Source organism: Comamonas testosteroni (genome assembly GCF_000761245.1).
Lineage (GTDB): Bacteria > Pseudomonadota > Gammaproteobacteria > Burkholderiales > Burkholderiaceae_C > Comamonas > Comamonas testosteroni_C.
The window spans coordinates 20,983-45,722 of the sequence record NZ_AWOR01000078.1 but is presented as its reverse complement, the minus strand read 5'-3'; the positions used below and the strand labels follow the sequence as shown (position 1 = coordinate 45,722).

Annotated in this window: 22 protein-coding genes; 13 read left to right on the top strand and 9 right to left on the bottom strand. The window is 62.5% G+C overall.

The annotated features are described in order from the left end of the window. Positions 1-117 precede the first annotated feature (117 nt). Both P353_RS22265 and P353_RS22260 read right to left on the bottom strand, forming a co-directional pair. Complete coding sequence (locus P353_RS22265; protein WP_034374669.1) at positions 118-1,518, bottom strand: aspartate ammonia-lyase; 1,401 nt, start codon at positions 1,516-1,518, stop codon at positions 118-120. A gap of 286 nt (positions 1,519-1,804) precedes the next feature. After that, on the bottom strand, positions 1,805-2,737 hold the full coding sequence (locus tag P353_RS22260; RefSeq protein ID WP_034374667.1) for a pirin family protein: 933 nt from the start codon (positions 2,735-2,737) through the stop codon (positions 1,805-1,807). A 233-nt stretch (positions 2,738-2,970) separates the two neighbouring features. Between P353_RS22260 and P353_RS22255 the strand changes: the two genes are divergently transcribed. Next, positions 2,971-3,252 carry a hypothetical protein gene (locus P353_RS22255; protein ID WP_003072434.1) on the top strand — a complete coding sequence of 94 codons (282 nt, stop codon included), beginning with the start codon at positions 2,971-2,973 and terminating at the stop codon, positions 3,250-3,252. Between the two features lie 136 nt (positions 3,253-3,388). On the opposite strand, the gene P353_RS22250 is transcribed toward P353_RS22255, so the two are convergent. Continuing rightward, a complete protein-coding gene (locus P353_RS22250; RefSeq protein ID WP_034375158.1) occupies positions 3,389-3,805 on the bottom strand; it encodes an OsmC family protein in 417 nt (138 codons plus the stop codon). A 96-nt stretch (positions 3,806-3,901) separates the two neighbouring features. Between P353_RS22250 and P353_RS29670 the strand changes: the two genes are divergently transcribed. Together P353_RS29670 and P353_RS22245 are read left to right on the top strand one after the other, a co-directional pair. After that, positions 3,902-4,144, top strand: coding sequence for a hypothetical protein (locus P353_RS29670; protein WP_198529135.1), 243 nt, complete (start codon positions 3,902-3,904; stop codon positions 4,142-4,144). 118 nt (positions 4,145-4,262) lie between these two features. Continuing rightward, the gene (locus tag P353_RS22245) at positions 4,263-5,429 is read left to right on the top strand and encodes a hypothetical protein (protein WP_232776812.1); all 1,167 of its coding nucleotides are present in this window, start codon (positions 4,263-4,265) and stop codon (positions 5,427-5,429) included. 17 nt (positions 5,430-5,446) lie between these two features. On the opposite strand, the gene P353_RS22240 is transcribed toward P353_RS22245, so the two are convergent. The 3 genes from P353_RS22240 to tkt form a co-directional block, all read right to left on the bottom strand. Next, entirely contained in the window at positions 5,447-6,949 is a 1,503-nt protein-coding gene (locus P353_RS22240) for a rhomboid family protein (protein WP_034374663.1), read from the bottom strand. A 209-nt stretch (positions 6,950-7,158) separates the two neighbouring features. Continuing rightward, a complete protein-coding gene (gene gap / locus P353_RS22235) occupies positions 7,159-8,157 on the bottom strand; it encodes a type I glyceraldehyde-3-phosphate dehydrogenase (RefSeq protein WP_003060372.1) in 999 nt (332 codons plus the stop codon). Between the two features lie 142 nt (positions 8,158-8,299). Further along, positions 8,300-10,348, bottom strand: a complete 2,049-nt coding sequence (gene tkt / locus P353_RS22230; protein WP_034374661.1) for a transketolase — start codon at positions 10,346-10,348, stop codon at positions 8,300-8,302. A 153-nt stretch (positions 10,349-10,501) separates the two neighbouring features. On the opposite strand from tkt, the gene P353_RS22225 reads away from it, so the two are divergent. The 6 genes from P353_RS22225 (at position 10,502) to pyk (ending at position 17,296) form a co-directional block, all read left to right on the top strand. Continuing rightward, complete coding sequence (locus P353_RS22225) at positions 10,502-11,269, top strand: nucleotidyltransferase family protein (RefSeq protein WP_034374660.1); 768 nt, start codon at positions 10,502-10,504, stop codon at positions 11,267-11,269. 3 nt (positions 11,270-11,272) lie between these two features. After that, positions 11,273-12,301: a hypothetical protein gene (locus tag P353_RS22220; protein ID WP_034374658.1), complete on the top strand. Its 1,029-nt coding sequence runs from the start codon at positions 11,273-11,275 to the stop codon at positions 12,299-12,301. A gap of 172 nt (positions 12,302-12,473) precedes the next feature. Then, entirely contained in the window at positions 12,474-13,310 is an 837-nt protein-coding gene (locus tag P353_RS22215) for a sulfite exporter TauE/SafE family protein (protein WP_034374656.1), read from the top strand. Positions 13,311-13,337: 27 nt separating this feature from the next. Continuing rightward, the gene (locus P353_RS22210; RefSeq protein ID WP_034374654.1) at positions 13,338-14,747 is read left to right on the top strand and encodes an aminopeptidase P N-terminal domain-containing protein; all 1,410 of its coding nucleotides are present in this window, start codon (positions 13,338-13,340) and stop codon (positions 14,745-14,747) included. Between the two features lie 22 nt (positions 14,748-14,769). Further along, the gene (locus P353_RS22205) at positions 14,770-15,549 is read left to right on the top strand and encodes a hypothetical protein (protein WP_034374652.1); all 780 of its coding nucleotides are present in this window, start codon (positions 14,770-14,772) and stop codon (positions 15,547-15,549) included. Positions 15,550-15,859: 310 nt separating this feature from the next. After that, positions 15,860-17,296, top strand: coding sequence for a pyruvate kinase (gene pyk / locus P353_RS22200; RefSeq protein WP_034374650.1), 1,437 nt, complete (start codon positions 15,860-15,862; stop codon positions 17,294-17,296). 153 nt (positions 17,297-17,449) lie between these two features. Here the strand turns inward: pyk and P353_RS22195 are convergent, their stop codons facing one another. From P353_RS22195 to P353_RS22185, 3 genes are read right to left on the bottom strand one after another with little or no spacing between them, the layout of a single operon-like run. After that, positions 17,450-18,025, bottom strand: coding sequence for a phosphatase PAP2 family protein (locus P353_RS22195; protein WP_034374648.1), 576 nt, complete (start codon positions 18,023-18,025; stop codon positions 17,450-17,452). Between the two features lie 26 nt (positions 18,026-18,051). After that, a complete protein-coding gene (locus P353_RS22190) occupies positions 18,052-18,807 on the bottom strand; it encodes a phosphatase PAP2 family protein (protein WP_034375156.1) in 756 nt (251 codons plus the stop codon). A gap of 47 nt (positions 18,808-18,854) precedes the next feature. Continuing rightward, a complete protein-coding gene (locus tag P353_RS22185; protein ID WP_034374646.1) occupies positions 18,855-19,445 on the bottom strand; it encodes a phosphatase PAP2 family protein in 591 nt (196 codons plus the stop codon). Between the two features lie 155 nt (positions 19,446-19,600). On the opposite strand from P353_RS22185, the gene P353_RS22180 reads away from it, so the two are divergent. From P353_RS22180 to P353_RS22165, 4 genes are all read left to right on the top strand, one after another. Beyond that, positions 19,601-20,296: a response regulator transcription factor gene (locus P353_RS22180; protein WP_034375154.1), complete on the top strand. Its 696-nt coding sequence runs from the start codon at positions 19,601-19,603 to the stop codon at positions 20,294-20,296. After that, positions 20,293-21,651, top strand: coding sequence for a histidine kinase dimerization/phospho-acceptor domain-containing protein (locus P353_RS22175; protein WP_080750648.1), 1,359 nt, complete (start codon positions 20,293-20,295; stop codon positions 21,649-21,651). The genes P353_RS22180 and P353_RS22175 overlap by 4 nt, the downstream gene beginning before the upstream one ends. Positions 21,652-21,780: 129 nt before the next feature. Next, the gene (gene fba, locus P353_RS22170; protein WP_034374644.1) at positions 21,781-22,845 is read left to right on the top strand and encodes a class II fructose-bisphosphate aldolase; all 1,065 of its coding nucleotides are present in this window, start codon (positions 21,781-21,783) and stop codon (positions 22,843-22,845) included. A gap of 215 nt (positions 22,846-23,060) precedes the next feature. Beyond that, positions 23,061-24,737, top strand: a complete 1,677-nt coding sequence (locus P353_RS22165) for a long-chain-fatty-acid--CoA ligase (protein ID WP_034374642.1) — start codon at positions 23,061-23,063, stop codon at positions 24,735-24,737. The last annotated feature ends 3 nt before the right edge of the window (positions 24,738-24,740 follow it).

The window sequence follows — 24,740 nt, the reverse complement described above, 5'->3', positions numbered from 1 at the left end:
GTGTTCTTGGCTTCCTGCCCTTTGAATACAGGCGTAGCAAGTTATTAAGACCATATCAACCAAAAAGGGCATGTTCATGGCGAACATGCCCTTTTACATTGTCGATAAAGAGTGTGCTTATGCGGCGGTCAATGCGCCGGCCTGGGTCAGCTTGTCGGCGACCAGCAGCTTTTTCATTTCGGCCCGGCTCATGATGCCCAGCTCTTCCGCCACTACGGCAATCTGCTTGCCGTTGGCAATCGCGGTCTTGGCAATCTTGGCGGCCTTTTCGTAGCCGATCAGAGGGTTCAGCGCCGTCACCAGCGTCACCGACTCGGCAATGCGGGAATCCAGCAGCGCTTCATTGGCCACAATGCCTTCCACGCAGTTGACTTGCAGCGTCTTGCATGCGCTGCTCAGGTGGCTCAGGCTTTTGTGCAGAGCCCAGGCCATCAGCGGCTCGAAGGCGTTGAGCTGCAACTGGCCGGCTTCCACGGCCATGGTGATGGCGGCATCGTTGCCTATCACTTCAAAGCAGACCTGGTTCATTACCTCGGGAATCACGGGGTTCACCTTGCCGGGCATGATGGACGAGCCGGCCTGGCGCGCCGGCAGCTTGATGTCTGCCACACCTGCTTGAGGGCCCGAGGAGAGCAAGCGCAGGTCATTGCTGATCTTGGATAGCTTGACTGCAACACGCTTCAAGATGCCGGAAATGTCGGCAAAGGCGCCGGTATCTCCCGTGGCGGCGATCAGATCGCCGGCTTTGACGACGGGGACGCCCGAAATCTCAGCCAGGGCCTTGGTCACGGCGTCGGCGTAGCCTACGGGTGCGTTGATACCGGTGCCGATGGCCGTGCCACCCATGTTCACTTCGGTCATCAGATAGGCGGACTCGCGCAGACGCTTTTCATCGTCGGCGATCATGGCTGCAAAAGCGGAAAACTCCTGGCCCAAAGTCATGGGCACGGCATCTTGTAATTGTGTGCGGCCGATTTTCAGGATATGGGCGAATTCGCCGGCCTTTGATTCGAAGGCCGAGCGCAGCTCGGCCAGGGCGATCAGCAGCTTCTGGATGCCAGCGTAGGTGGCAAGCTTGACGGCTGTGGGGTAGGCGTCGTTGGTGGACTGCGAAGCATTGACATGATCGTTGGGGTGGATCACGTCGTAAGTGCCTTTGGGCAATCCCAGGTGCTCGAGTGCACGGTTGGCGATCACCTCATTGGCGTTCATATTCGTGGAGGTGCCAGCGCCGCCCTGGATCACATCGACTACAAACTGCTCGTGCAGCTGGCCGGAAATCAGATCATCACAGGCTTGGGAGATGGCGGTGGCTTGTTTGAGATTGATGGCGCCAAACTGCAGATTGGCCTGGGCCGCGGCCTTTTTGACAAAGGCAAACGCGCGGATCAGCTCGGGCATGTGCGCGACCGAGTGACCGGTGATGGGGAAGTTTTCCACTGCGCGTGCGGAATGAACGCCCCAGTACGCGTCGGGAGGGATGGTTTTGATGCCAATGAAGTCATGTTCTTGACGCATTGATCGGCTTTCTTTGCAAAGTTGAGTTGGGCAGGACGTGGCAACGCCCCGGACGAAAAGCGGCGGTCGCATTCTCGTGGCCAGGGCGTTGGCTCGATTATGAAAGCTTGGCATGCATGAGTCCAAACGTTTCATGCATAACGTCCGGATTGCCTTCTCTTGAAGAGAGTGCATTGCCGCCAAAAGCTTTTAAAAGCCTTCAAAAATTGCAAAGATGCTTCTATTTTTCTTGTTGAAAAATTCAATTCGCACCAATTTGGTGCGAATTGAATAAGCGCCGGCAGGATTATCTGGAGGCGCGCAGGCTGACGCCAGCCAGTGAGGGAGAGTGCAGCGCCTTCAGAGGCGAGGCCACGGGCTTGCCAAAACGGCGTGGCTGGCCGTTGACTAGTTCCGCATCAGTGGCCGCCTCCGCCTCCCATTGCTGCTGGGCCTGTTGCATCTCTTCGGTGGTGCGGGCCACAAAGTTCCACCACAGCAAGATGGCCTCATCCATGGGTTCGCCCCCGATGATGATGAGGCGGCTGCCAGGTGTGCATTCCAGCTGCACTTCCCGCGTGCCCACAGGCAGATAAATCAGCTCCTGCGAGGGCAGAACCTGGCCTTCGACCTTCACCTCGCCTGACAGGCTCATCACCGCATGTTCGAAGTCGACGCGCAGCGGCATGGTGGCACACGCTTGGCCTGCTGTGCCGCAGGCCAGAAGGTCCACGGCCATCAGCGGGGAGTGGACTTCTGCGGGGGCCGCCAGACCGAGGGCTTCACCGGCCAGCACGGTCACGGCAAAGTCGCCGATCTCGGTCCTGGGCAGGTCGGGATAATGCTGGAAGCGGGGCGCAGTATCGCGATGGCTGTCGGGCAAGGCAATCCACAACTGTGCTGCATGCACGCCCAGTGTCTGGGCTTCTTCGGAGTGGGCAATGCCGCGGCCGGCCGTCATCAGATTGACCTGGCCGGGGCGGATGATCTGCTCGCTGCCCAGGCTGTCGCGGTGCAGTACCTCGCCCTCGATCATCCAGGTGAAAGTCTGCAGGCCGATATGAGGGTGGGGCCCGACCTGCATGCCGGGTGGAGGGGGGACGGCCGGACCGGCGTGGTCGAGGAAGCACCAGGCCCCTACTTTGCGCAGCGCGGCTTGAGGAATGGCACGGTGGATGGGGATGCCGCCGACATCGGCTATACGGGTGGGTAGACGTTGTAAGTTCTTTGATTCACTCATGACAAATCCTGACGGCGAAGAGATTCGAGTGTCAGGGATATGCGGTATTCGCGCAATCAGACGGCAGAATGCAGCAACGCCTTGCACGCAGTTACATCACTGTGAGGATTCAGCCAATAGGCTGACAAGGACTCCGCCAGGAGTCGGCTAAGTTAAAGGCGTAGGCCGCTAGCAGTGGCTTTCACGTGGCGCAATTCGTGCGCGGCGACCTAACAACTGCAGGAGGAATAAACATGAACGAACACAGCACTCAAGGCAACCAGATCTCGGCAGTCGAGATCCAGCTGTATCCCGAGCACTTTGCCGCTCGCGTCACAGGCAAGGTGGAGCATCGTGTCGGAGATGGTCCGTCCGAGCAGATTCCCATGGGCATAGAGATGAAGGTCGATACCGCCATCGCCAGCTATGTGCTGTCCTGGGTCGACCCCGAGGACCAGCAGCCCGAAACCGCATCGCTGGCCAAACGTGAGTTCGAACACTATGTGGAAGTCGGTGCGCTGGAGGTGACGGTGTAATCAAGTTACACGCAACAGCGACCAAAGCCCTGCAGGTGACTGCAGGGCTTTTTTTATCGCCGGGCAGTCCCCAAGATGAAAAGCGTCGCTACCGGAGGAAGCGAGCACCACGCAGTGTGGGCGTGAGGTGTCTTTTTCAAGCCTGTGCGGCTTCGGTCAAGGCGGTGGGGATGGAAACCTTGCCTTCCAGCAGTTTGTGCACGGGGCAGGCATTGGCAATCTGCAGCAGGCGCTGGCGCTGCTCGTCGTCCAGCTCGCCATGCAGGGTGATGCTGCGCGTGATCTGGTTGGCATCCGCGGGCTTGCCATCGGGGTTGAGTTGCAGATCCACATCGACATGGCTTAGCGGCCACTGCTTGCGACCCGCGTACATATGCAGGGTGATGGCCGTGCAGGCTCCCAGGGCCGAGAGCATGAGCTGCATGGGGTTGGGCGCGGTGTCGGCGCCGCCATCATTCACGGGTTCATCGGCATGCCAGACATGGCCTTGGGCATCGGTCAGAGTGATGCGATACGGGGCGGGGCTGCTTTGTGCGTGTGCGCTGTGAATCATTCGCTGCTTCTCCATAAAACCTGGGCCACTTTAAGCGCTGCCTGCAATCCTTGCAGTCATATCCGTTATCAGGTCAAGGCGGCTTGGCCAGCAAGCATGACTGCAAAAGCATTTACGGGGTTTCTGGCAAGCGAAAAAAGCAATATGCCGGCTGTTTATCGGTATTTGGATTCGGGGCGAATTTCTACCGCAGAATTCCGCAATGACCCGATTTCAAAGAAAAATCGGGCAATACCAGAGCGGATTAGGTCACTGCAAGCGGGCTTGCAGATGATTCATCAAACCGAGAGTGGGAGAGCAGGCATTGAATTCGATACGTGGTGTTCACCAAAAAGGTGATTCTTCCGAGTGGAAAATCCCTCCGTTCTGGCAAAAGCTCAATAGCTTTTTTCTGTTTCCTCTGCAGACAGAGCCTTTGCTCTATGCATTGCTGTTGTCGGCATGCAGTTATGGCTTGATGTTCGGGTGGATTGGAATCTTGTTTGTGGGTCTGGGCTTGATGCTGGCAGTCAGCCGTTATGCATTCAAGGTTTCGGCACTCGCATCTCGTGGAATTACCCATAGCTCCGATTTCCGTTCCAGTCAGGTCGATGAGGACTGGAAATGGCTGCCCTGGAAATTTTTCGGGGTACTCGTCGTTTTCGGGATATTTGTGGGCTTTATGGCGACCCGCAGCCTTACCTTGGGCGTGGTTGCCAATCTGCTGGTGGCTTTCCTGATTCCTGCCACCTGGATGGTGCTGATCAATACCAATAGCCTGAGCTCGGCCGTTAATCCGTTCGAGCTGCTGGCGACGATTTTCGGTATCGGCAAGTCCTATCTGCTGCTGTGCTTTTTCCTGTTTCTGCTGCAGCAGGGCTCGCCCATGGTCCTGGCGATGCTGCTCAAGGTTGCGGCACCTGGATTGGTACTTCCCCTGGTGAGCTTTGTGATGATTTATTTCACCTGGGTGATGGCGGCCATGATCGGCTATGTCATGTACCAGCATCATGCAGCTCTGGATATCGATCCCGTGCAGGCGCCCGAGGGGCCTGCGACCGTGCAGATCGACCCTGCGGACCTGGAGGCCAGGCGTCGCGATGCGCTGGTGGCCAGGCTGGTGCAGGACAACAAGATGGATGAGGCCGTGAACCAGGCGCGCGAATGGCAGCGGCAGGACTATGAGAGCCTGCCCGATTGCCGCCGTTACTTCCGGGTGCTCAAGCTGACCGAACGCGCGGATGCCCTGGCGGAGCTGGGCCAGCGTTTCATTCCCATGCTGCTCGCCCAGCAGCGCGCCAGCGAGGCCCTGGAAGCCTGGGTGAGCTGCGTCAAGCGCAAGCCGGACTTCAAGCCCGACTCGGCCCAGCTCAGTTACGAGTTGGCACAGCAGGCCTGGAAGGCCGGCAAGCCCAGGTATGTGCTGATACTGGCCAAGGATTTTGAAAAGCGCTTTGCCGGCAGCACCCTGATCCCGCCCATGCTGGAGTTGATGGTGCGCGCCTACAAGCAGGGCGTGGAGCAGCCCTTGCAGGGGGTGGCCGTTTACATGCGCATGAAGCAGCTCTTTCCCGAGCACGAGAGCACCAAGGAGGCGCAGTGGGTGCTGCGTAATGAGCTGCAGGAGCTTGAGGCCAAGACCTGAGCGTGGCTCGACGCTGGCTAGCGCTGTTGTGCCAGCCAGCGCGTGAGAGCTTCCTCGGGTGCCGATTGCTGCAGCAGGGGCAGCCAGGCTTTGGCTTCCTGCACACGTCCGGCCTGGGCCAGGCCGTTGACCAGCAGCAGCAAGCTTGCCGGCCATTGGGGATGGTCTGCCAGCTTGTGCAGGGAGCGGCATAGTTTTTCGGCCTCGGGCAGGGCTCCCAGGCGCACGAAGCTGCGCACCAGGCCATGCATGGTGTCGGCGCTCATGCGCATTCCAGGCTGTGCGCGCTGCTGATAGCTGCGATAGCTGGCCAGTTGCAGCTGGCGTTCGGCGTCCGTGGTGGCCGGCAGCTTGAAGATACGTCGCGCCGCAGCATGAAAGTCCTCGCTGGCGGGCTGATGGCGAGAGCTTTCAAACCAGGCCCGCAGAATGGTCAGGTCCGAGGGGGCCAGACGTGCCGCTTCGCGCCAGGCCGGAGCAGCACGGTCAAATGCCAGCGCATCGGTATGGCGCTGGGCTCGGGCCACGGCCTCGGCCAGCGGCCGGGCGGCGGCCCGGGCCTGCTCTTCTTCGTTGACCGGCGCCGCGACGGTCTGCAGACGCATATGGCTCCACATCAGCAGGGCGCCCATCAGCAGACCGCCAAAGTGGGCCATATAGGCCACCTGCTTGCCACCCAGCAGATGCTGCAGCAGCTCCACGCCCATCCAGACCGGCAGCATGATCAGGGCTGGCCAGCTTGCGTAGTTGAAGTAGAACAGCAGCATGTAGAAGAAGCGGATGCGCCGCATGCGGTACATCACCGCATACATGGCCATGAGGGCCGAAATCGCACCCGATGCCCCCAGGCCGTAACCGCCCGTGCCGGCATAGAACATCAGCGCGAACAGCGAGGCGCCGATGCCGCCGATCACATAAAAGGCCAGATAGGTGAAGGCCCCCAAAGCCAGCTCCAGGGTGAAGCCGAACAGGAACAGAAACACCATATTGCCCAGCAGATGACTGGTGCTGCCATGCAGAAAGATGGAGGTGAAGGCCTGCAGGGGCTGCCAGCCGGCGCCATTCTCATAGCTCATGGACCAGCGCTCTGTGAAGCTGCCGCGCGGCTCATGGGGCGCGAAGGCGGCACGTGCAGCCAGCCACTGCGCATGGCGCGGGTGGCTGGCGGTAATGACCTGGCCGTCCAGCAGGCGCTGACGGAATTTCTTTTCCTGCCACAGCAGCGCATAGAGCTGGGCATAGGCCTTGTGCTGATAGAGCTTTCGCACGGCCTGCAGCGTGTGCTGGTCAAAACGCTTGCTGCCCTGGGCGGATTGCTCCTCCAGATAGGCCAGGAATGGTGGCAGCTCCAGCGTTGGCAAAGCGGTCTGGGCATATTGCCGGGCCGCTTTTTCCACGGCATGTTCCTCGGGCGCCTGCCAGCCCCAGAAGATCACGCAGTTGATGATGATGAGCAGCACCGTCATCCAGGGCGGTGAGCGCCAGGAAGGCTTGTTCTCAAGAGGAATCGCAATAAACATGGCGGCCTTGTCCGAGGAAGTGGCAGCGCTTCATGCTCTTGGGCGTGGGTGGCGGCTGCGTGTTACAAATGTATCCGAGACATGCTCCGGCCGACTCCGGTCTTGCGGGGCGAAAAAAAGCCAGCATGGCGTCCCATGCTGGCTTTTTGATAGCTGTCAGCGCTTATCTGGTAAGCGTTTGAGCTTGTTTTGGCATGTAATCGTGAAGATTACTTGGCCACCACGCGCACCATTTCCAGGCACTTGTTGGAATAGCCCCACTCGTTGTCATACCAGGAAACGACCTTCACAAAGGTCTTGTCCAGGGCGATACCGGCTTCGGCATCGAACACGGAGGTGCAGGTCTCGCCGCGGAAGTCGGTGGCGACGACCTTGTCTTCGGTGTAACCCAGCACGCCCTTCAGGGCGCCTTGGGACTGGGCCTTCATTTCGGCGCAGATTTCTTCGTAGGTGGCTTCGCTGTTCAGCTCCACGGTCAGGTCGACCACTGACACGTCAGACGTAGGCACGCGGAAGGACATGCCGGTCAGCTTCTTGTTCAGCTCGGGGATCACAACGCCCACGGCCTTGGCAGCGCCAGTGCTGGAGGGGATGATGTTTTCCAGAATGCCGCGGCCGCCGCGCCAGTCCTTGTTGGAAGGGCCGTCCACGGTCTTTTGCGTGGCAGTCGCTGCGTGCACGGTGGTCATCAGGCCGCGCTTGATGCCCCACTTGTCGTTGAGCACCTTGGCCACGGGAGCCAGGCAGTTGGTGGTGCACGAAGCATTGGAGATGATGGCTTCGCCCTTGTAGGTGCCGTGGTTCACGCCGAACACGAACATGGGAGTGTCGTCCTTGGAAGGAGCGGACAGGATGACCTTCTTGGCACCGGCGTCGATGTGCTTCTGGGCGGTTTCCTTGGTCAGGAACAGGCCGGTGGACTCGATCACGATGTCGGCGCCGACTTCGTTCCACTTCAGGTTGGCGGGATCGCGCTCTTGGGTCAGGCGGATCTTCTTGCCGTTGACGACCAGGGTGTTGCCTTCGACAGAAACTTCACCGTCGAAACGACCGTGCACGCTGTCGTACTTCAGCATGTAAGCCAGGTAGTCAGGCTCCAGCAGGTCGTTGATGCCGACGATTTCGATGTCGGAGAAGTTTTGCACTGCGGAGCGCAGCACGTTGCGGCCAATGCGGCCGAAGCCGTTGATACCAACCTTGATCGTCATAGTTGCCTCGTAGATAGTGAGTAATGAAAAACCGGAGCGGATTGTGCCCGGACTCGGCACCCTGGGGCCTGGTCCGGATGGCTGAGGACTGCGGGTGCGCAAGCTTCAGCCGGAAAAAAGGGGCACGAGGCCCCTTTTTCGCTTACTTGCCAGCGTTCTGCAGGGCCACCTGCACGGTGTCGGCCACATTCTCGGCGGTGAAGCCGAAGTGCTTGAACAGCACGCCTGCGGGAGCGGATTCGCCGTAGGTGTCGATGCCGACCACGGCGGCGCAGCCGTACTTCCACCAGAAGTCGGTCACGCCCATCTCCACTGCAATGCGGGGCAGGCCGGCGGGCAGCACGGCCTTCTTGTACTTCACATCCTGCTTGTCGAAGGTCGTTGTGCTGGGCATGGAAACCACGCGCACGGCGATCTTGCGTTCGGCCAGCTGCTTCTGGGCAGCCAGAGCCAGCTGCACTTCGGAGCCGGTGGCGATGATCACGGCCTGGGCCTTCTTGCCCTTCAGGCCCACATCCTTGGGCTCGGAGAGCACGTAGGCGCCGCAGGCGATGTCGTCCAGAGCGTCTTCGCTCTTGGGCGAGTAAGCCAGGTTCTGGCGGCTCAGCAGCATGGCTGTGGGCTTGTTCTTCTGGCTCAGGGCCACGGTCCAGGCCACTGCGGTCTCGGTGGTGTCGGCGGGGCGCCACACGTCCAGACCGGGGATCAGGCGCAGGGAGGCTGCGTGTTCGATGGACTGGTGGGTGGGGCCGTCTTCGCCCAGGCCGATGGAGTCGTGCGTGAAGACGTGGATCACGCGCTGCTTCATCAGCGCTGCCATGCGGATGGCGTTGCGGCTGTAGTCGGAGAAGGTCAGGAAGGTGCCGCCGTAGGGGATGAAGCCGCCGTGCAGCGCCACACCGTTCATGATGGCGGCCATGCCGAACTCGCGCACACCGTAGTTGATGTGGCGGCCGATCTGGCCTTCTTCGGTCTTGACCACGGCACCCTTGTCGTCCACGCGGAAAGAGGGCGTGGACTTGGTGTTGGTCAGGTTGGAGCCGGTCAGGTCGGCAGAGCCGCCCAGCAGCTCGGGCAGAGCGGCTGTCAGGCCTTCCAGAGCCAGCTGGCTGGCCTTGCGGCTGGCCACGGTGGCACCGGCGTCATGGGCGTCGGAGGCGATCTTGGCGGCGATTTCACCGAAGTTGGCGGGCAGATCGCCAGCCATGCGGCGGGTGAACTCGGCGGCTTGCTCGGGGAAGGCGGCTGTGTAGGCGGCGAACTTTTCGTTCCAGGCGGCTTCGGCCTTGGTGCCCAGATCCTTGGCGTTCCAGTCAGTGTAGACGTCGGCAGGGATCTCGAAGGGGCCGTAAGTCCAGCCCAGAGCCGCGCGGGTCAGTGCAATTTCTTCGGCGCCCAGAGGTTCGCCGTGGGCCTTGGCCGTGTCCTGACGGTTGGGCGAGCCCTTGCCGATATGGGTCTTGCAGCAGATCAGCGTGGGCTTGTCGGCGCTCTTCTTGGCAGCGGCGATGGCCTTGTCCAGGGCGTCCACATTGTGGCCGTCCACGGCGCGGATCACGTTCCAGCCGTAGGCTTCGAAGCGCTCGGGCGTGTTGTCGATGAACCAGGGGGTCACCTTGCCGTCGATGGAAATGCCGTTGTCGTCGTACAGGGCGATCAGCTTGTTCAGCTTCCAGGCACCGGCCAGGGCAGCGGCTTCATGCGAGATGCCTTCCATCAGGCAGCCATCGCCCAGGAACACATAGGTGTGGTGGTCGACGATCTCGTGCTTGTCCTTGTTGAACTCGGCAGCCAGCAGCTTTTCAGCCAGTGCAAAGCCCACGGCATTGGTGATGCCCTGGCCCAGAGGGCCGGTGGTGGTTTCCACGCCGACAGTGATGCCCACTTCGGGGTGGCCGGCAGTCTTGCTGTGCAGCTGACGGAAGTTCTTCAGCTCTTCGATGGGCAGGTCGTAGCCGCTCAGGTGCAGCAGCGCATAGATCAGCATGGAGCCGTGACCGTTCGACAGAATGAAGCGGTCGCGGTTGGCCCAGTGAGGGTTCACGGGGTTGTGCTGGAGGTGGCGGCTCCACAGCGCTACGGCCATGTCGGCCATGCCCATGGGGGCACCGGGGTGGCCGGAATTGGCTTGTTGAACGGCATCCATTGCGAGTGCACGGATTGCATTCGCCATATTTTGAGTGTTGGCCATCAGGGCGCTCCGAAAAGGAGGGGTAATTCTGCTAAGCCCATCATTTTAATGGAGGCCCAATTTTCGCAGGCGGGATGCGGGTCAATGCTCTACAGTGCAACCCCAGAAACAGGTGTCTTGCGCACCTCAAACCGTGTTGAAAAGCTGATTGCAATGACTGTAGAAAACGCTGCTTCCCTCCTGGTGCAACCCCCTGCAATGCTGCTGGCCGCAGGCCGGGGCGAGCGCATGAGGCCGCTGACCGATGTCACGCCCAAGCCGCTGCTCAGGGTACAGGGCGTGCCGCTGTTGCAGCTGCACATGCAGGCGCTGCTGGCTGCCGGTGTGCCGCGGGCCGTCATCAATACCGGCTGGCTGGGGGCGCAGATTCCCGCGTATTTCGGCGATGAATTCGTGCCGCAGCCCGATGCGGGCGCGAGCGCGAAGCTGTTGCTTTCCTATTCGGCGGAGCCCGAAAAAGCCTTTGAAACCGCTGGCGGCATCAGTCGCGCCCTGCCTCAGCTGGACCGGGTTTTCTGGCTGGCCGCAGGCGATGTCTATGCGCCGGATTTCAGCTTTGCGGGGAAGGCTTCCCAGGCGTTTGCGCAAAGCGATGAACTGGCCCACCTGTGGCTGGTGCCCAATCCTGCACACAATCCGCGCGGCGACTTTGGCCTGAGCGAGGACGGCAGGGCGTTGGATCTGCCTGCCGACGATGAGCGACCACGCTATACCTACAGCACGATTGCGCTGTTGAAAGCCGAGCTGTTTGCATCACCGTGGTTCGATGTGCAGCCCGGAAACCCCGAAGGCCTGCGCGCACCGCTGGCACCGCTGCTGCGCAGCGCCATGCAGGCAGGCCGGGTGGGTGCCTCGCTCTACACCGGTCGCTGGGTCGATGTGGGAACGCCCGAGCGACTGGCCCAGCTCAATCAGGGTTGAGGCATGAGCGCACGCAGCATCGCCTGGCAAGGCTCGCACATCATCCACGCCTGCACTGCGCAGGCTGGATGGGGCCAGTTGCTGCTGCTGGATAGCGATGGCGGCTTGCATGGCTTGAACCTGCCAAGCGGCCGGAGCCAGCAACTGGCGCAGCTGGATTTGCCAGAGCCGACACTGCCTACGCCACACTGGCCGCACGGCTTCAAAGTGCATTGCGCGCTCAGTGGCGACTGCGCGGTGATTGCCGATGATGGCGGCACGTTTGGCGTGTTGGTGAACTTGCGTACGGGCGAGCCTGACGTACAGCTTTTTGGGGGCGACTACCACCCCAGAACCGTGCCTTTTTCCATCGCCTTTATCCAGCATCGGGGCCGTGACGTGCTGATTCACCGCACGCAGTGGAACCGGCTCGATGCCTTGGATTGCGCGACGGGCGAGAACCTGACCGAGCGCGACGGGCTGGCGTTCAAGCAGCCGCACTATCTGGACTATTTTCATGGCCGTCTTCTGCCTAGCCCTTCGCAGCAATGGTTGCTGGACGACGGCTGGGTTTGGGCGCCCGTGGGCATTCCCGCCGTGTGGTCGCTGCCCGCCTGGCTGGATGGCAACCGCTGGGAGTCCGAGGACGGTCCCTCGCGCAAGCGGCTGGCCCAGGGCGAGGGCTGGGAGCAGCCCTGTGTGTGGCTGGATGACTCGCGCGTCGCCATCTGGAACGTCGGCAACTGGGATGACGATGGCTTTGGCGACTGTCTGCATGCGCCTGGCGTGGTGATCTTCGATATCCATGCGCCTGTGCCCGAGGAAGGTCATGGCGGACAGCTCTGGCCCATGCCCGGCTTGCCGCGCGCCCGGCATATGCACTGCGTGAATGGCCGGTTGCTGGTGGTGGGAGAAGGGCAGAGCTGGCTGTGGAATGTGCCAACCCGCGAGCTGCTTTGCCGCTGGCCGGATTTCGCGCCCCAAGGCTGGCACGCGCAGCGTGGCGAGTTGATCGAGTGGTCGGCGCAGCAGATCAAAACACTTACTCCATAAACTGCCTTAGAACTCAATCCAGTAAAGCGCTCCAGGCTATGAGTTGAGGAGCTTCTCTGTGGATTGCACGAATGCTTGCCATGGCAAGCGTCTGCTATGCTTTTTACTTTTCTGACTGGCGCAACCGGATGCAAATCCACAGTTCCTCTTGTGGCCGTCATCGGGTGAGTGCATGCAAATCGTTTTCTTCATGGCTCTGGTGGGGCTGGCCGCGTTCTGTCAGAACCTCACGGGCTTCGCGTTCGGGTTGATCTTTGTGGGCGTCGCAGGCGCCACGGGCCTGATGAATATTGCCGATGCGGCCAATGTGGCCTGTCTGCTGTCCATCATCAACGGCGTCAGCTATATGCGCGCCTATCGCTTCGAGCCGGACTGGGTCATGCTCAAGCCCATGCTCATCAGCAGCGTGCTGGGCGTGGTCGGCGGGGTGCTGCTGCTGCACTGGCTCAGCGGCAATACGCTCAACGGCCTGCGCATGCTGCTGGGCCTGGTGATCGTGCTGTGCGCCATGTTGCTGCTGATGCAGAAGAAGGCGTTGGAGCAGCCTTCAGGCCCTGTATCGATGTGGGTGGCCGGCGTGTCGTCGGGGCTGCTCGGCGGTTTGTTTGCCACGCCCGGCCCGCCCATGGTCTATCACCTCTACCGCCAGCCGCTGGATCGCATGCTGGTGCGCCACTGCCTGTTTGCCATGTTTGTCTCCTGCTCGTTGCTGCGCGCTGCCATGGTGGCTGTGGAGGGACAGCTGAACTGGGCGGTCATGGGCTGGACGGCGCTGGCCTTTCCTGTCGTCACGGGCGTGACCTGGTGGAGTGCCAGACATCCGCCCGCCTGGCCCAAGAGGCTGGTGGAATGGCTGGTCTGCGGCCTGCTGATCCTGTCGGGCGCAAGCCTGCTCTGGTCGGGTTGGCGCGCGAGTCAGCCCGAGGCCCTGGTGCCCGGTGACGCGACGGCGCTGCTGACGGTCCCGCTTTGGGCGGGCACGCAGACGGGGCTGTGTCGAAATAGCTGACATCCGCAGATGTAAGCTGATGTACAGATGCCCGGCCAGCATTACGATATGCCCATGACTTCTGTATATGCCCAACGCCGCGCACGCTTGGCCGCCCAGTTGGGCGACGGCGGTGTCGCCATCATCCCCACGGCTCCCGAGCTGCATCGCAACCGCGATACCGAGTATCTGTATCGCCACGACAGCTACTTCTACTACCTCACGGGCTTTAGCGAGCCCAATGCCTGTCTGGTGCTGACCAGCGACGGCAAGAGCGTGCTGTTTTGCCAGCCCAAGGATCTGGAGCGCGAGGTCTGGACCGGCTATCGCCTCGGCCCCGAGGCGGCCAAGGCCAGGCTGGGCATGGATCAGGCCTTCTCCAGCGACGAGATCGATGCCCGCCTGCCGCGCCTGCTGGAAAACCGCGAGCGTGTCTGGTTCCCCTTCGCCACCCACAAGGGCCTGGCCGAACAGGTCGAAGGCTGGCTCAGCCAGGTGCGCGCCCGCTCGCGCTTTGGCGTGATCTGCCCCACGCAGCAGGGCGATGCCTGTGCGCTGCTGGACGAGATGCGTCTGGTCAAGGACCTGCACGAGCAGGACATCATGCGCCGCGCCGCGCAGATCAGCGCCCAGGCCCATGTGCGCGCCATGCAGCGCTCGGCCCGCATGATCCGCAATGGCGAGGAGGTGCGCGAATACCACCTGGACGCCGAGCTGCTGCACGAGTTCCGCCAGCATGGCTCGCAATACGTGGCCTACGGCTCCATCGTGGCTGCCGGTGCCAATGCCTGCGTGCTGCACTATCAGGCCGACAAGGCGCCGGTGCGCGCGGGCGAGCTGGTGCTCATCGACGCAGGCTGCGAACTGGATGGCTATGCCAGCGACATCACGCGTACCTTCCCGGCCGACGGCAAGTTCAGCGGGGCGCAGCGTGCGCTGTACGAGCTGGTGCTGGCCAGCCAGGAGGCTGCAGTCGCCGTCACCAGGGCCGGCAAGCGCTTCAACGACCCGCATGACGCCACTGTTGCCGTGCTGGCTCAGGGCATGCTGGACCTGGGACTGCTGGACCGTACCAAGTACGGCACGGCCGAGGATGTGATCGAGTCGCGTGCCTACTTCCAGTTCTACATGCACCGAACCGGCCACTGGCTGGGCATGGATGTGCATGACTGCGGCAGCTATGTGGAGCCCAGCGAGCTGGGCGTGGTCAGCGAGCGCAAGGACCCGATCTCGGGCGAAACCATTGCCAATCGCCCCAGCCGTATCCTGCGCCCCGGCATGGTCACGACGATAGAGCCGGGCATCTATGTGCGACCGGCGCCCGGTGTGCCCGAGCAGTTCCACAACATCGGTATCCGCATCGAGGACGATGCCATCGTCACCGAGACTGGCTGCGAGCTCATCACGCGCGGCGTGCCCGTCAAGGTCGACGAGATCGAAGCGTTGATGCGTGACTGAGAGGTTTGAACCAGAGCTCAGCATGCCGCAGACCTTCAACCACCTGTCCCACGGCGCTGCGGCCAGGCCTTTGCCTGCCGCGCGCATGGGCTTGCTGCTGTGGTTGCTGGGTCTGCCGGGTGTGGTGGCGCTGGCCTGGACGGTGCCGCCGGCCTGGCTGAGCTTTCTGAGCGGAGGCGGTCTGGAGATCGCGGGCAGCTGGGCGGTGACGGCGGGGCTGAGCGCCCTGCTGGCGCTGAGCGTGGGGTTCGGGATCCGGCTGGGCCCGAAGCTGGGGCTGAGCGCGCCCTTGATTCATGCCCTGGCCGAGGGGCGCGTGCCCTGGCGCGGCATTCGTGTGCTGAGCCTGCCCGGCGTGGCGGGTGGCGTGATCGGCGCGGCCTGGCTGGTGACGCTGGCCGTGGTCTGGCCCGAGAGCATGCCTTTTGTGGACCCGGTCTACGGCCTGCCGCTATGGCCCAAGCTGCTCTACGGCGCGATCACCGAAGAGCTGCTGCTGAGGCTGGGCATGCTCACGGGCGTGATGTGGCTGCTGTGGACGCTCTTCGGCAGTCCCAGGCAGCGCCCGGACTGGCGGCTGGGCTGGTCGGCCATCGCACTGGCCGCCCTGTTGTCCGGCTGCATTCCGGTGTTTCTGAACTGGGGCGTGCTCGGCGAGCTGTCGGCGCCTGTCGTGCTGCAGCTGCTGATGTGCGAGAGCGTCTATGGCCTGCTGGCAGGAATCATGTTCTGGCGCTACGGACTCGAGGCCGCCATGCTCACGCATGTGGTGACCTATCTGCTCTCGCACGGCCTGATCTGAGGCCCGGACATTTGAACCTGCCGGGCAAAACTGTTTCGACGCGCTCATTGATGCGCTGCACAAGGCTTGTCGGTTCCTGCGCGAGTTTCCCTCTTATGCTTCTGAATCAGTAGCTGTAAGCGCTTGAAATATCAACATTTCAAGCATTATTTATGCTGATATCAAGGATGAGTAGGCGCAAGCAGCTACTGTTTTTTCTGTTCTGCGACGCGTTTGCCTGGTGTCGCATCGCTGTGCAAGATGCAGTCATGTAACCGCATTCGTGCCAGAATTGAAACCCGATTACATTCCATCGCGAGAGAGACATTTCATGCAAGTGAGTCGTGCTACCAAGATCGTCGCCACACTGGGCCCCGCTTCCAGCGATCCCCAACTGCTTGAACAAATGGTGCGCGAAGGCGTGAACGTCGTGCGCCTGAACTTCAGCCATGGCAAGGCGCAGGACCATATCGACCGTGCCACCATGGTGCGCGAAGCCGCCCAGCGTGCAGGCCGCGAAGTGGCCATCATGGCCGACCTGCAGGGTCCCAAGATCCGAGTCGGCAAGTTTGCCGAGGGCAAGGTCATGCTCGAGCCCGGCGAGCGCTTTGTGCTCGACGCATCGCGCACCGAACCCGGCGACATCAACGGCGTGGGCCTTGACTACAAGGAGCTGCCCCGCGATGTGAAGGCTGGCGACGTGCTGCTGCTCAACGACGGCCTGATCGTGCTGACCGTGGACGCCGTGCGCGGCGAAGAGGTGCACACCATCGTCAAGCTGGGTGGCGAGCTGTCCAACAACAAGGGCATCAACAAGCAAGGTGGCGGCCTGACGGCTCCCGCACTGACCGCCAAGGACATGGAAGACATCAAGACCGCGATGTCCTTCCAGGCCGACTACGTGGCCGTGAGCTTCCCCAAGAACGCCACCGACATGGAAATGGCACGCCAGCTGTGCAATGTGGCCGCTGCCCAGTACGGCCACAGGCCCGGCCTGATCGCCAAGATCGAGCGCGCCGAAGCCATTCCTCGCCTGGAAGAGATTCTCAAGGTCTCCGACGGCATCATGGTTGCCCGTGGCGATCTGGCCGTGGAAGTGGGCAATGCCGCCGTGCCCGCGCTGCAAAAGAAGATGATCCGCATGGCGCGCGACATGGACAAGGTGGTGATCACCGCGACCCAGATGATGGAGTCCATGATCACCAACCCCGTGCCCACCCGTGCCGAAGTGAGCGACGTGGCCAATGCCGTGCTGGACGGCACCGATGCCGTGATGCTGAGCGCCGAAACCGCTGCCGGCAAATACCCGCTGGAGACTGTGCGTGAAATGGCCGCCATCTGCGCCGCTGCGGAAGCGGCCGAAGACCGCGTCAAGGATGCCGATTTCAGCAACAGCCAGTTCAAGCGTACCGACCAGGCCATCGCCATCGGCGCGCTGTTCACCGCGCATCACCTGGGTGCCAAGGCCATCGTGGCGCTGACGGACTCCGGCTCGACTGCTCTGTGGATGAGCCGTCATCGCATCCATATCCCCATCTACGCCCTGACGCCCAAGCTGGCCACGCAGCGCAAGATGGCGCTGTATCGCAACGTGCGTCCTTTGCTGATGGATACCAGCGCCGAGCGTGACATGGCGCTGGACCAGGCCAAGGGCCATCTGCTGGCCCGCGGTATCGTGCAGTCCGGCGATGTCTATGCCATCACCTGCGGCGAGCCCATGGGCCAGCCCGGTGGTACCAATATGCTCAAGATCTGCCGGGTGGAATGAGCCCCCTGAGCGGCTATGCCGCTTCCCCCCAAGGGGGAGGGCATCTTCGCTGCGAGGCGGCTCTTGCTCGATGCCTCTGACTTGAAGCATGCCTCATCAAAAAAGCTGCCAGCGCTTTATGCATAAGCGCTGGCAGCTTTTTTTTAGCGTGTCTCAGCCGATCTGGGGTTGCAGCCGGCGCTTGAGCTGCTGGCGGCGCTGCATCTGCCTGAGCTGCAGGGCGCTGCGCCAGACCAGCACGGCGCTGGCGGCGCCGACCAGCATGCCGGCCAGAACGTCCGAAGGGAAATGCACGCCCAGCACTACGCGGCTCAGTGCCACGCTGGTGGCGAGAAGCCATGCGACAACAACCAGCCAGCGCTGGTGTCTGCCCACACCCAGGTTGATGGCCTGAGCCAAGGCAAAGGCGCCGGCGGCGTGCATGCTGGGAAAGCTGGCGCTGGCACCATGTGCTATCCACTGCATGCCCATGCCCAGTTGCGCAGGTCTGGGCATGGGCAGGCCCCAGCGAATCAGACGGCAGGCCACCCAGGCACATGCCATGGACAGCAAGGCCAGTTGCAGGCTGCGCCGCCAGCCCTTGCCAAGCGCCAGCATGGCGGCAATCACGGGCAGGGCGCACAGGCCGGGCAACCAGTTGGAGGCAAAGCGCGAGGCCTGAATCCACCACAGCGGGCTCTGGGTGTTGGCATTCAGAAAGTGAAATACGGGGGCATCGAAGAGCAGCATGAATGACCTTTGCGTGTGCGCAGCGTTCAGTCCTGGGCAAGCAGCTCGTCGGGAGACAGGGCCGCATCCGCAGGCAGCTGGTGCGCCAGGCGACGGGTGGTGAACAGATCGCACAAGCCACTGGCCGCCCAGCAAAGCCAGGCAGTCCACAGCGTATGACTCATGAAGTGGGCGCCGCGCATCTGCTGCGCCAGGCCCAGGGCAAAACCGGCAACCAGAGCCGCCGCAAGCCACAGGCGCGCGGCACGCGGCAGATCGTGGCGCAGCGCAAAGTAGCCGCTGATGAAGGCAAAGCCCGCCGAGGCGTGGCCGGCTGGAAAGCAGTGGCCGCCGCCACCGTCTGTCACTCCCCACGCCCAATGCGAGACATAGTGGCCCACGCCACCAAAATCGCTGAGATCCCAAGGGCAGCTGGTGACACTGATGCGCTTCATCAGCGCCATGATGATGAGCGAGACCAGTGCACCCACCACCAGTTGTATCCGGCGTGGGTAAGGCACTTTTCGCATCCAGCCGATGGGCCACCAGATCATCAGGCTCAGTCCCATCACGACGATCCAGGCCAGTTTGCGCGCACCTTCATGGGCAATGTTGACCATGAACCAGTCGTTTTGCAGGGCAAAGCCCTGGCTGCTGCCAAACCAGTGCGCCATGGGCATGTCCAGGCCGCTCATGTCCCAGGCCAATACGCAGGCCAGGGCGACGACGGTCCAGCTCAGCAGGGCTGGAGCGGAGGCTTGGCGAAGAGGAGGGAGGGGGAGCGAGTGGGCGGACAACTTCATGGCCGCCACGATAGAAAGCGCTTCTTAACAAGCGCTTAAGGTCTTGCTCAGCCCTGGGCCGTCCATGCGCTGCGCAGGCGTTTGAGATGCGGGACGACGCGCAGATGGCGGCGGCGGCGCAGCCGCGAGGCGATATGCCAGACGATGAGGGCGCCGCTGATGCCTACCAGCGCGCCGGCCATCAGATCGGAGGCAAAGTGCACTCCCAGATGGACGCGGCTCCAGGCAATGCCGATGGCGGCCAACCAGGCCAGCCAGACCAGCGGCTTGCGATGGCGGGTCGTTCCCAGGCTGATGGCCATGGCCAGGGCAAAGGCACCGCTGGCATGCAGGCTGGGGAAGCCCGCACGTCCGCCATGCTGAATCCAAAGCGTGCCCAGATTGAGCTGGAACGGGCGCGGCGCCGGGAAGCCCCAGCGTATGAGTCTGGCGATCAGCCAGGCCGTGGCCATGGACAGCAGCAGCATCAGCATGGTGCGGCGTGTTGCCGGTGAGCCGAACACCAGGGCGCCGAGAACCAGCATGCCGCTGAGATTGGGCAACCAGGCCGAGAGCGAACGAGCCAGCTGGATACTGAACCAGTGCGTTTGGGCATCGGCATTGAACAGCGCAAACAGAAACGGATCGAAGAAGAACATGAAGGCGCTGCGGCAGATTGCGGCAATGAAAGGTGGCCGATATTAAGGCGAAATCCGCTCTTGCGGATGTCAAGCCCATGCCGGGGCAGGGGAAGCGGGCCCTGGTGCTGACCGGGCAGTTGAGCGGATTCGGCATTGGCCCGCACAATGCGGTCATGCGAATTCTGGTGGTCGAAGACAACGAAGGCATTGCGGCAGGGCTGCGAGCCAATCTCATGCAGCGCGGCTATGCGGTGGATGTGTGCGCCAGCGTGGCTGAGGCCTGGCATGCCCTGAGCACCGAGCGCTTCGATGCCGTGCTGCTGGATCTGGGTCTGCCCGATGGAGATGGCAGCGAGGTGGTGCGTCGCCTGCGCCTGCAGACCGGTCGGCCAGGCGTGCCGCAACTGCCCGACCCGGCCACGCCGGTGCTGATTCTCACGGCTCGCGATCAGGTGCAGGACCGGGTCGCGGGGCTCAATCTGGGCGCCGATGACTACCTGGTCAAGCCCTTTGACATGGACGAGCTGGAGGCCCGTTTGCGCGCGATGATGCGCCGCGCGGCCGGTCAGGCATCGCCGGTGATCCGCCATGCGGATCTGGAGGTGGACCCGGCCGCCCGCACCATCCGGCAGGCGGGGCAGAAGGTGGAGGTTTCGCCACGCGAATTTGCCGTGCTCTGGGCCTTGCTGCTGGCGCGCGGACGCGTGCTGTCGCGCCCTCAGATCGAGGAGCATCTCTACAGCTGGGGCGATACGGTGGAGAGCAATGCCGTGGAGGTCTATGTCCACCATCTGCGCAAGAAGCTGGGCCAGAAGATCATCGTGACCATGCGCGGCGTGGGCTACTTCATGCCGCAGGAGCAGGAATGAAGGCGATGCCGCAGACCGGTCAGCGCCGCAGCTCGCTGCAGCTGAATCTGCTGGCCTGGGTGCTGGGGGGGCTGGTGCTGGTCTGGTGCAGCTTCGTCATCTGGGGCTACCAGACCGGGGTGCACGAAGCCGATGAGCTGACCGACGGGCACCTGGCCGGAGTGGCTGCGCTGGCCTTGAACTGGCATGTGCAGGACGATGTGCCGGCCGCAGAGACTACGGCTGTCCAGCCGCCCGCAGGCCTGCACGCCCACGACTATCAGGAGTCGCTGAGCGTGGTGCTCTGGAATGCGCAAGGCCTGCTGATCTCGCGCACCGGACAGGCGCCTTTGCCGGACTTCGGCATCGAGCAGGGCTTTGCCACGATTGGCGCGGATGAACGCCAGGCCTGGCGCAGCTACACGCAGTGGAGCCATGACAGGAGCGCCAAGGTCACGGTGATGATTGACCTGGCAGAGCGCGACAGTCTGGCCGACGACATCGCCATGCAGATGATAGAGCCGGGCTTTTGGCTGCTTCCCGTGATCGTGGTTGCGCTGGGTGTGGCCATGCGCCGCGGCATGCGCCCGCTCAACCAGCTCACGCAGCGCGTGGAGGCGCTGGATCTGAGTCGTGACCAGCGCCTGTCCGACGCCCATGTGCCGCGCGAGCTCGCGCCCATGGTCAGCTCCATCAACACCTTGCTCGACCGCCAGCAGCAGGCGCTGGAGCGCGAGCGCAACCTGGCCAACGAAGTGGCCCATGAGCTGCGCACGCCGCTGGCATCCATCGCTTTGCAGGCCCAGGCACTGAAGTCGGGGGTGCAGACCGATACTGCTGTCATGCAGGCCGCGCTGCAACGCATCGGTCAGGACGCCCTGCATGCCGGCCATGTGCTCGATCAGTTGCTGACCCTGGCCAGAGCCGGACGCGGCATGCTGGATGCGCCTTTGCAGGCCGTGAACTGGGCCGATGTGGTGCGCGATGTGGCGGCGGCACAGGCTCAGCATGCCTGGCAGCGAGAGGACATGATCTCCGTGGACGCCCCGCAGGAGCTGCCTGTGCGCGGCAATGCGCTGCTGCTCGATTCGGCCCTTCGCAATCTGGTGGAAAACGCCGTGCGCCACACGCCGTGCGGCACACAGATTGAGGTGCAGGCCGGTCTCGACTCGACCCAGGCGCTGGCTTGGGTGCAGGTCTGCGATGACGGCAGGCGCGATGCCGCGCCGGTCCATGTGCCGCCCGTGGACAGTCTGCATCTGGGCCATGAAATCGTCAGCCGTGTCATGCAGGCCCATGGCGGGCGCTTCATCGTGGCCGAGGCACCGCAAGGCTTCACCACCTGCTATCGCATGGAAATACCGCTAGCCGGTTAAAATACCCGGTTACTAAGCGGTTACGAAGCGTGGCCGCTGGTCTTTCCCCGGGCCACAGCTGTCGTGCGGCGCACTGCAGTAATTCATCGCCGGGGGCGTTGCCTCTCAAAACTTTGAACGGAACCCACCATGCCTTTGATCTCGATGCGCGAAATGCTGGACCATGCTGCTGAAAACGGCTATGGCATCCCCGCCTTCAACGTGAACAACCTGGAGCAGGTCCAGGCCGTGATGTCGGCGGCTGACGAAGTCGGCGCGCCCGTGATCCTGCAGGCCAGCGCCGGTGCCCGCAAGTACGCCGGTGAGCCCTTCATCAAGCACCTGATCCAGGCGGCTGCCGAGATGTATCCCCACATCCCCCTGGTGATGCACCAGGACCATGGCACCACGCCTGAAGTCTGCCAGGGCGCGCTGAACCTGGGCTTTGGCTCGGTGATGATGGACGGCTCGCTGATGAGCGACGGCAAGACGCCTTCGTCCTTCGACTACAACGTGGACGTGACCCAGAAGGTGGTGGCCATGGCCCACCAGATCGGCGCCACCGTGGAAGGCGAGCTGGGCTGCCTGGGCAACCTCGAAACCGGCGAAGCCGGCGAAGAAGACGGCATCGGTGCCGAAGGCAAGCTGGACCACAGCCAGATGCTGACCGATCCCGAGGAAGCCGCCGTGTTCGTCAAGGCCACCCAGCTGGACGCACTGGCGATCGCCATCGGCACCAGCCACGGCGCCTACAAGTTCAGCCGCAAGCCCACAGGAGACATCCTGGCGATCTCCCGCGTCAAGGAAATCCACGCCCGCATCCCCAACACCCACCTGGTGATGCATGGCTCCTCTTCCGTGCCTCAAGAGCTGCTGGCCATCATCAACCAGTACGGCGGCAAGATGAAGGAAACCTACGGCGTGCCCGTGGAAGAGATCCAGGAAGCCATCAAGTACGGCGTGCGCAAGATCAACATCGACACCGACATCCGTCTGGCGATGACCGGCGCGGTGCGCAAGTTCCTGGCCGAGAACCCCGACAAGTTCGACGCCCGCGAATGGCTCAAGCCTGCCCGTGAAGCGGCCAAGCAAGTCTGCAAGGCCCGCTACATCGAGTTCGGCTGCGAAGGCCAGGGCGGCAAGATCAAGGGCTACAGCCTGGAGCAAATGGCCAAGAAGTACGCCGCCGGCGATCTGGCCCAGCTGATCAAGTAAACTCAAGTTTGATAGCTGTCAGCGCTTTACCCTTAAGCGCGGAAGGCTGAAAACGCTCAAAGCCCGCAGCCTTGCCTCTGCGGGCTTTTTTCATGCGCTCGCTGACCGCTGTTACCCAAGTGACCCGGCTTGTTTCCTAGGGTTACTACAGTATCGAACGACCGTGCTTTTTATCACAATGGCCGGATCAGACGATAAGACACGGAGACTGAAGAATGAGTGAGCGTCCTTGGCTGAATGCATATCCAGAGGGAGTTCCTGCGGACATTGACGCGTCCCAGTATCCATCGCTGGTGGCCTTGATGGAGGAGGCGTTTGCCAAGCATGCCGACAAGGTGGCCTATTCCTTCATGGGCAAGGAACTGAGCTTCGCCGAGGTCGATGCGCAGAGCAAGCTCTTTGCCGCCTATCTGCAAAGCCTGGGACTGCAGCGAGGCGACCGCGTGGCGCTGATGATGCCCAATATTCCTCAGTATCCGGTGGCCGTGGCCGGGGTGCTGCGTGCCGGCTTTGTGCTGGTCAACGTCAACCCGCTCTACACGGCGCGCGAGCTCGAGCACCAGCTCAAGGACTCGGGCGCCAAGGCCATCGTCATCATCGAGAACTTCGCCAAGACCCTGCAGGACGGCATGCATGGCAGCGCCGTGCAGCACATCGTGCTTTGCGCCATGGGCGACGAGCTGGGGCTTTTGAAGGGCATGCTGGTCAATTACGTGGTGCGCTCGGTCAAGAAGCTGGTGCCCCCCTTCAGCCTGCCCGGCGCCGTGCGCTTCAAGGACGCACTGGCCAAGGGGCGCAGCGCGACCTTGAACGCGCCGGTGCTCAAGGCCGACGACATGGCGCTGCTGCAGTACACGGGCGGCACCACGGGCGTGAGCAAGGGGGCCGTGCTGCTTCACCGCAACATCATCGCCAATGTGCTGCAGTCCGAAGCCTGGAACGAGCCCGCGATGAAGAAGGTGCCGGCAGGCGAGCAGCCCACCAGCATCTGCGCGCTGCCGCTCTATCACATCTTCGCGTTCACGGTGAACATGATGCTGGCCATGCGCACCGGCGGCAAAACCGTGCTGATCCCCAATCCGCGCGATCTCAAGGCCACGCTCAAGGAGCTGTCCAGGCACCGTTTCCACAGCTTTCCGGCCGTGAATACCTTGTTCAACGGACTGGCCAACCATCCCGATTTCGGCACCGTGGACTGGAGTCACCTCAAGGTCTCGGTGGGCGGCGGCATGGCCGTGCAAAGCGCCGTGGCCGAGCTGTGGCTGAAAAAGACCGGCTGCCCCATCTGCGAGGGCTACGGCCTCTCGGAGACCAGTCCCTCGGTGACCTGCAATCCGGTCACGGCCACGGCCTACTCGGGCACCATCGGCGTGCCCCTGCCCAGCACCTATGTGAAGCTGGTCGGCAGCGACGGCCAGGACGTGAACGAGCCCGGTCTGCCCGGCGAAGTCGCCGTGCTGGGCCCGCAGGTCATGGCCGGTTACTGGCAGCGCCCCGACGAGACCGCCAAGGTCATGACGGCCGATGGCTACTTCCTCACAGGCGACATCGGCACCATGGATGAGCGCGGCTTTGTGAAGATCGTGGACCGCAAGAAAGACATGGTCATCGTCAGCGGCTTCAACGTCTACCCCAACGAGGTCGAGGACGTGGTCTCCAACTGCCCCGGCGTGCTCGAGTGCGCGGTGGTCGGTGTGCCCGACGAAAAGTCCGGCGAAGCCATCAAGCTCGTCGTCGTCAAGAAAGACCCGGCATTGACCGAGCAGGCCATTCGCGACTACTGCCACGCCAATCTGACAGGCTACAAGCGTCCGCGCCACATCGTCTTTCGCACCGATCTGCCCAAGACTCCCGTGGGCAAGATCCTGCGCAGGGAGCTGCGCGACGCCTGAGAG

Bases quoted from the DNA above. Each gene is read 5' to 3' on its own strand.
- gap (WP_003060372.1), bottom strand. From the start codon at position 8,157: ATGACGATCAAGGTTGGTATCAACGGCTTCGGCCGCATTGGCCGCAAC.
- P353_RS22210 (WP_034374654.1), top strand. From the start codon at position 13,338: ATGCCCGGCCAGCATTACGATATGCCCATGACTTCTGTATATGCCCAA.
- P353_RS22165 (WP_034374642.1), top strand. From the start codon at position 23,061: ATGAGTGAGCGTCCTTGGCTGAATGCATATCCAGAGGGAGTTCCTGCG.
- P353_RS22205 (WP_034374652.1), top strand. From the start codon at position 14,770: ATGCCGCAGACCTTCAACCACCTGTCCCACGGCGCTGCGGCCAGGCCT.
- P353_RS22185 (WP_034374646.1), bottom strand. From the start codon at position 19,445: ATGTTCTTCTTCGATCCGTTTCTGTTTGCGCTGTTCAATGCCGATGCC.
- P353_RS22215 (WP_034374656.1), top strand. From the start codon at position 12,474: ATGCAAATCGTTTTCTTCATGGCTCTGGTGGGGCTGGCCGCGTTCTGT.
- P353_RS22240 (WP_034374663.1), bottom strand. From the start codon at position 6,949: ATGTTTATTGCGATTCCTCTTGAGAACAAGCCTTCCTGGCGCTCACCG.
- P353_RS22260 (WP_034374667.1), bottom strand. From the start codon at position 2,737: ATGAGTGAATCAAAGAACTTACAACGTCTACCCACCCGTATAGCCGAT.
- P353_RS22175 (WP_080750648.1), top strand. From the start codon at position 20,293: ATGAAGGCGATGCCGCAGACCGGTCAGCGCCGCAGCTCGCTGCAGCTG.
- pyk (WP_034374650.1), top strand. From the start codon at position 15,860: ATGCAAGTGAGTCGTGCTACCAAGATCGTCGCCACACTGGGCCCCGCT.
- P353_RS22220 (WP_034374658.1), top strand. From the start codon at position 11,273: ATGAGCGCACGCAGCATCGCCTGGCAAGGCTCGCACATCATCCACGCC.
- P353_RS22190 (WP_034375156.1), bottom strand. From the start codon at position 18,807: ATGAAGTTGTCCGCCCACTCGCTCCCCCTCCCTCCTCTTCGCCAAGCC.
- P353_RS22265 (WP_034374669.1), bottom strand. From the start codon at position 1,518: ATGCGTCAAGAACATGACTTCATTGGCATCAAAACCATCCCTCCCGAC.
- P353_RS22250 (WP_034375158.1), bottom strand. From the start codon at position 3,805: ATGATTCACAGCGCACACGCACAAAGCAGCCCCGCCCCGTATCGCATC.
- P353_RS22225 (WP_034374660.1), top strand. From the start codon at position 10,502: ATGACTGTAGAAAACGCTGCTTCCCTCCTGGTGCAACCCCCTGCAATG.
- P353_RS22195 (WP_034374648.1), bottom strand. From the start codon at position 18,025: ATGCTGCTCTTCGATGCCCCCGTATTTCACTTTCTGAATGCCAACACC.
- P353_RS29670 (WP_198529135.1), top strand. From the start codon at position 3,902: ATGACTGCAAAAGCATTTACGGGGTTTCTGGCAAGCGAAAAAAGCAAT.
- tkt (WP_034374661.1), bottom strand. From the start codon at position 10,348: ATGGCCAACACTCAAAATATGGCGAATGCAATCCGTGCACTCGCAATG.
- P353_RS22255 (WP_003072434.1), top strand. From the start codon at position 2,971: ATGAACGAACACAGCACTCAAGGCAACCAGATCTCGGCAGTCGAGATC.
- fba (WP_034374644.1), top strand. From the start codon at position 21,781: ATGCCTTTGATCTCGATGCGCGAAATGCTGGACCATGCTGCTGAAAAC.
- P353_RS22180 (WP_034375154.1), top strand. From the start codon at position 19,601: ATGCGAATTCTGGTGGTCGAAGACAACGAAGGCATTGCGGCAGGGCTG.
- P353_RS22245 (WP_232776812.1), top strand. From the start codon at position 4,263: ATGTTCGGGTGGATTGGAATCTTGTTTGTGGGTCTGGGCTTGATGCTG.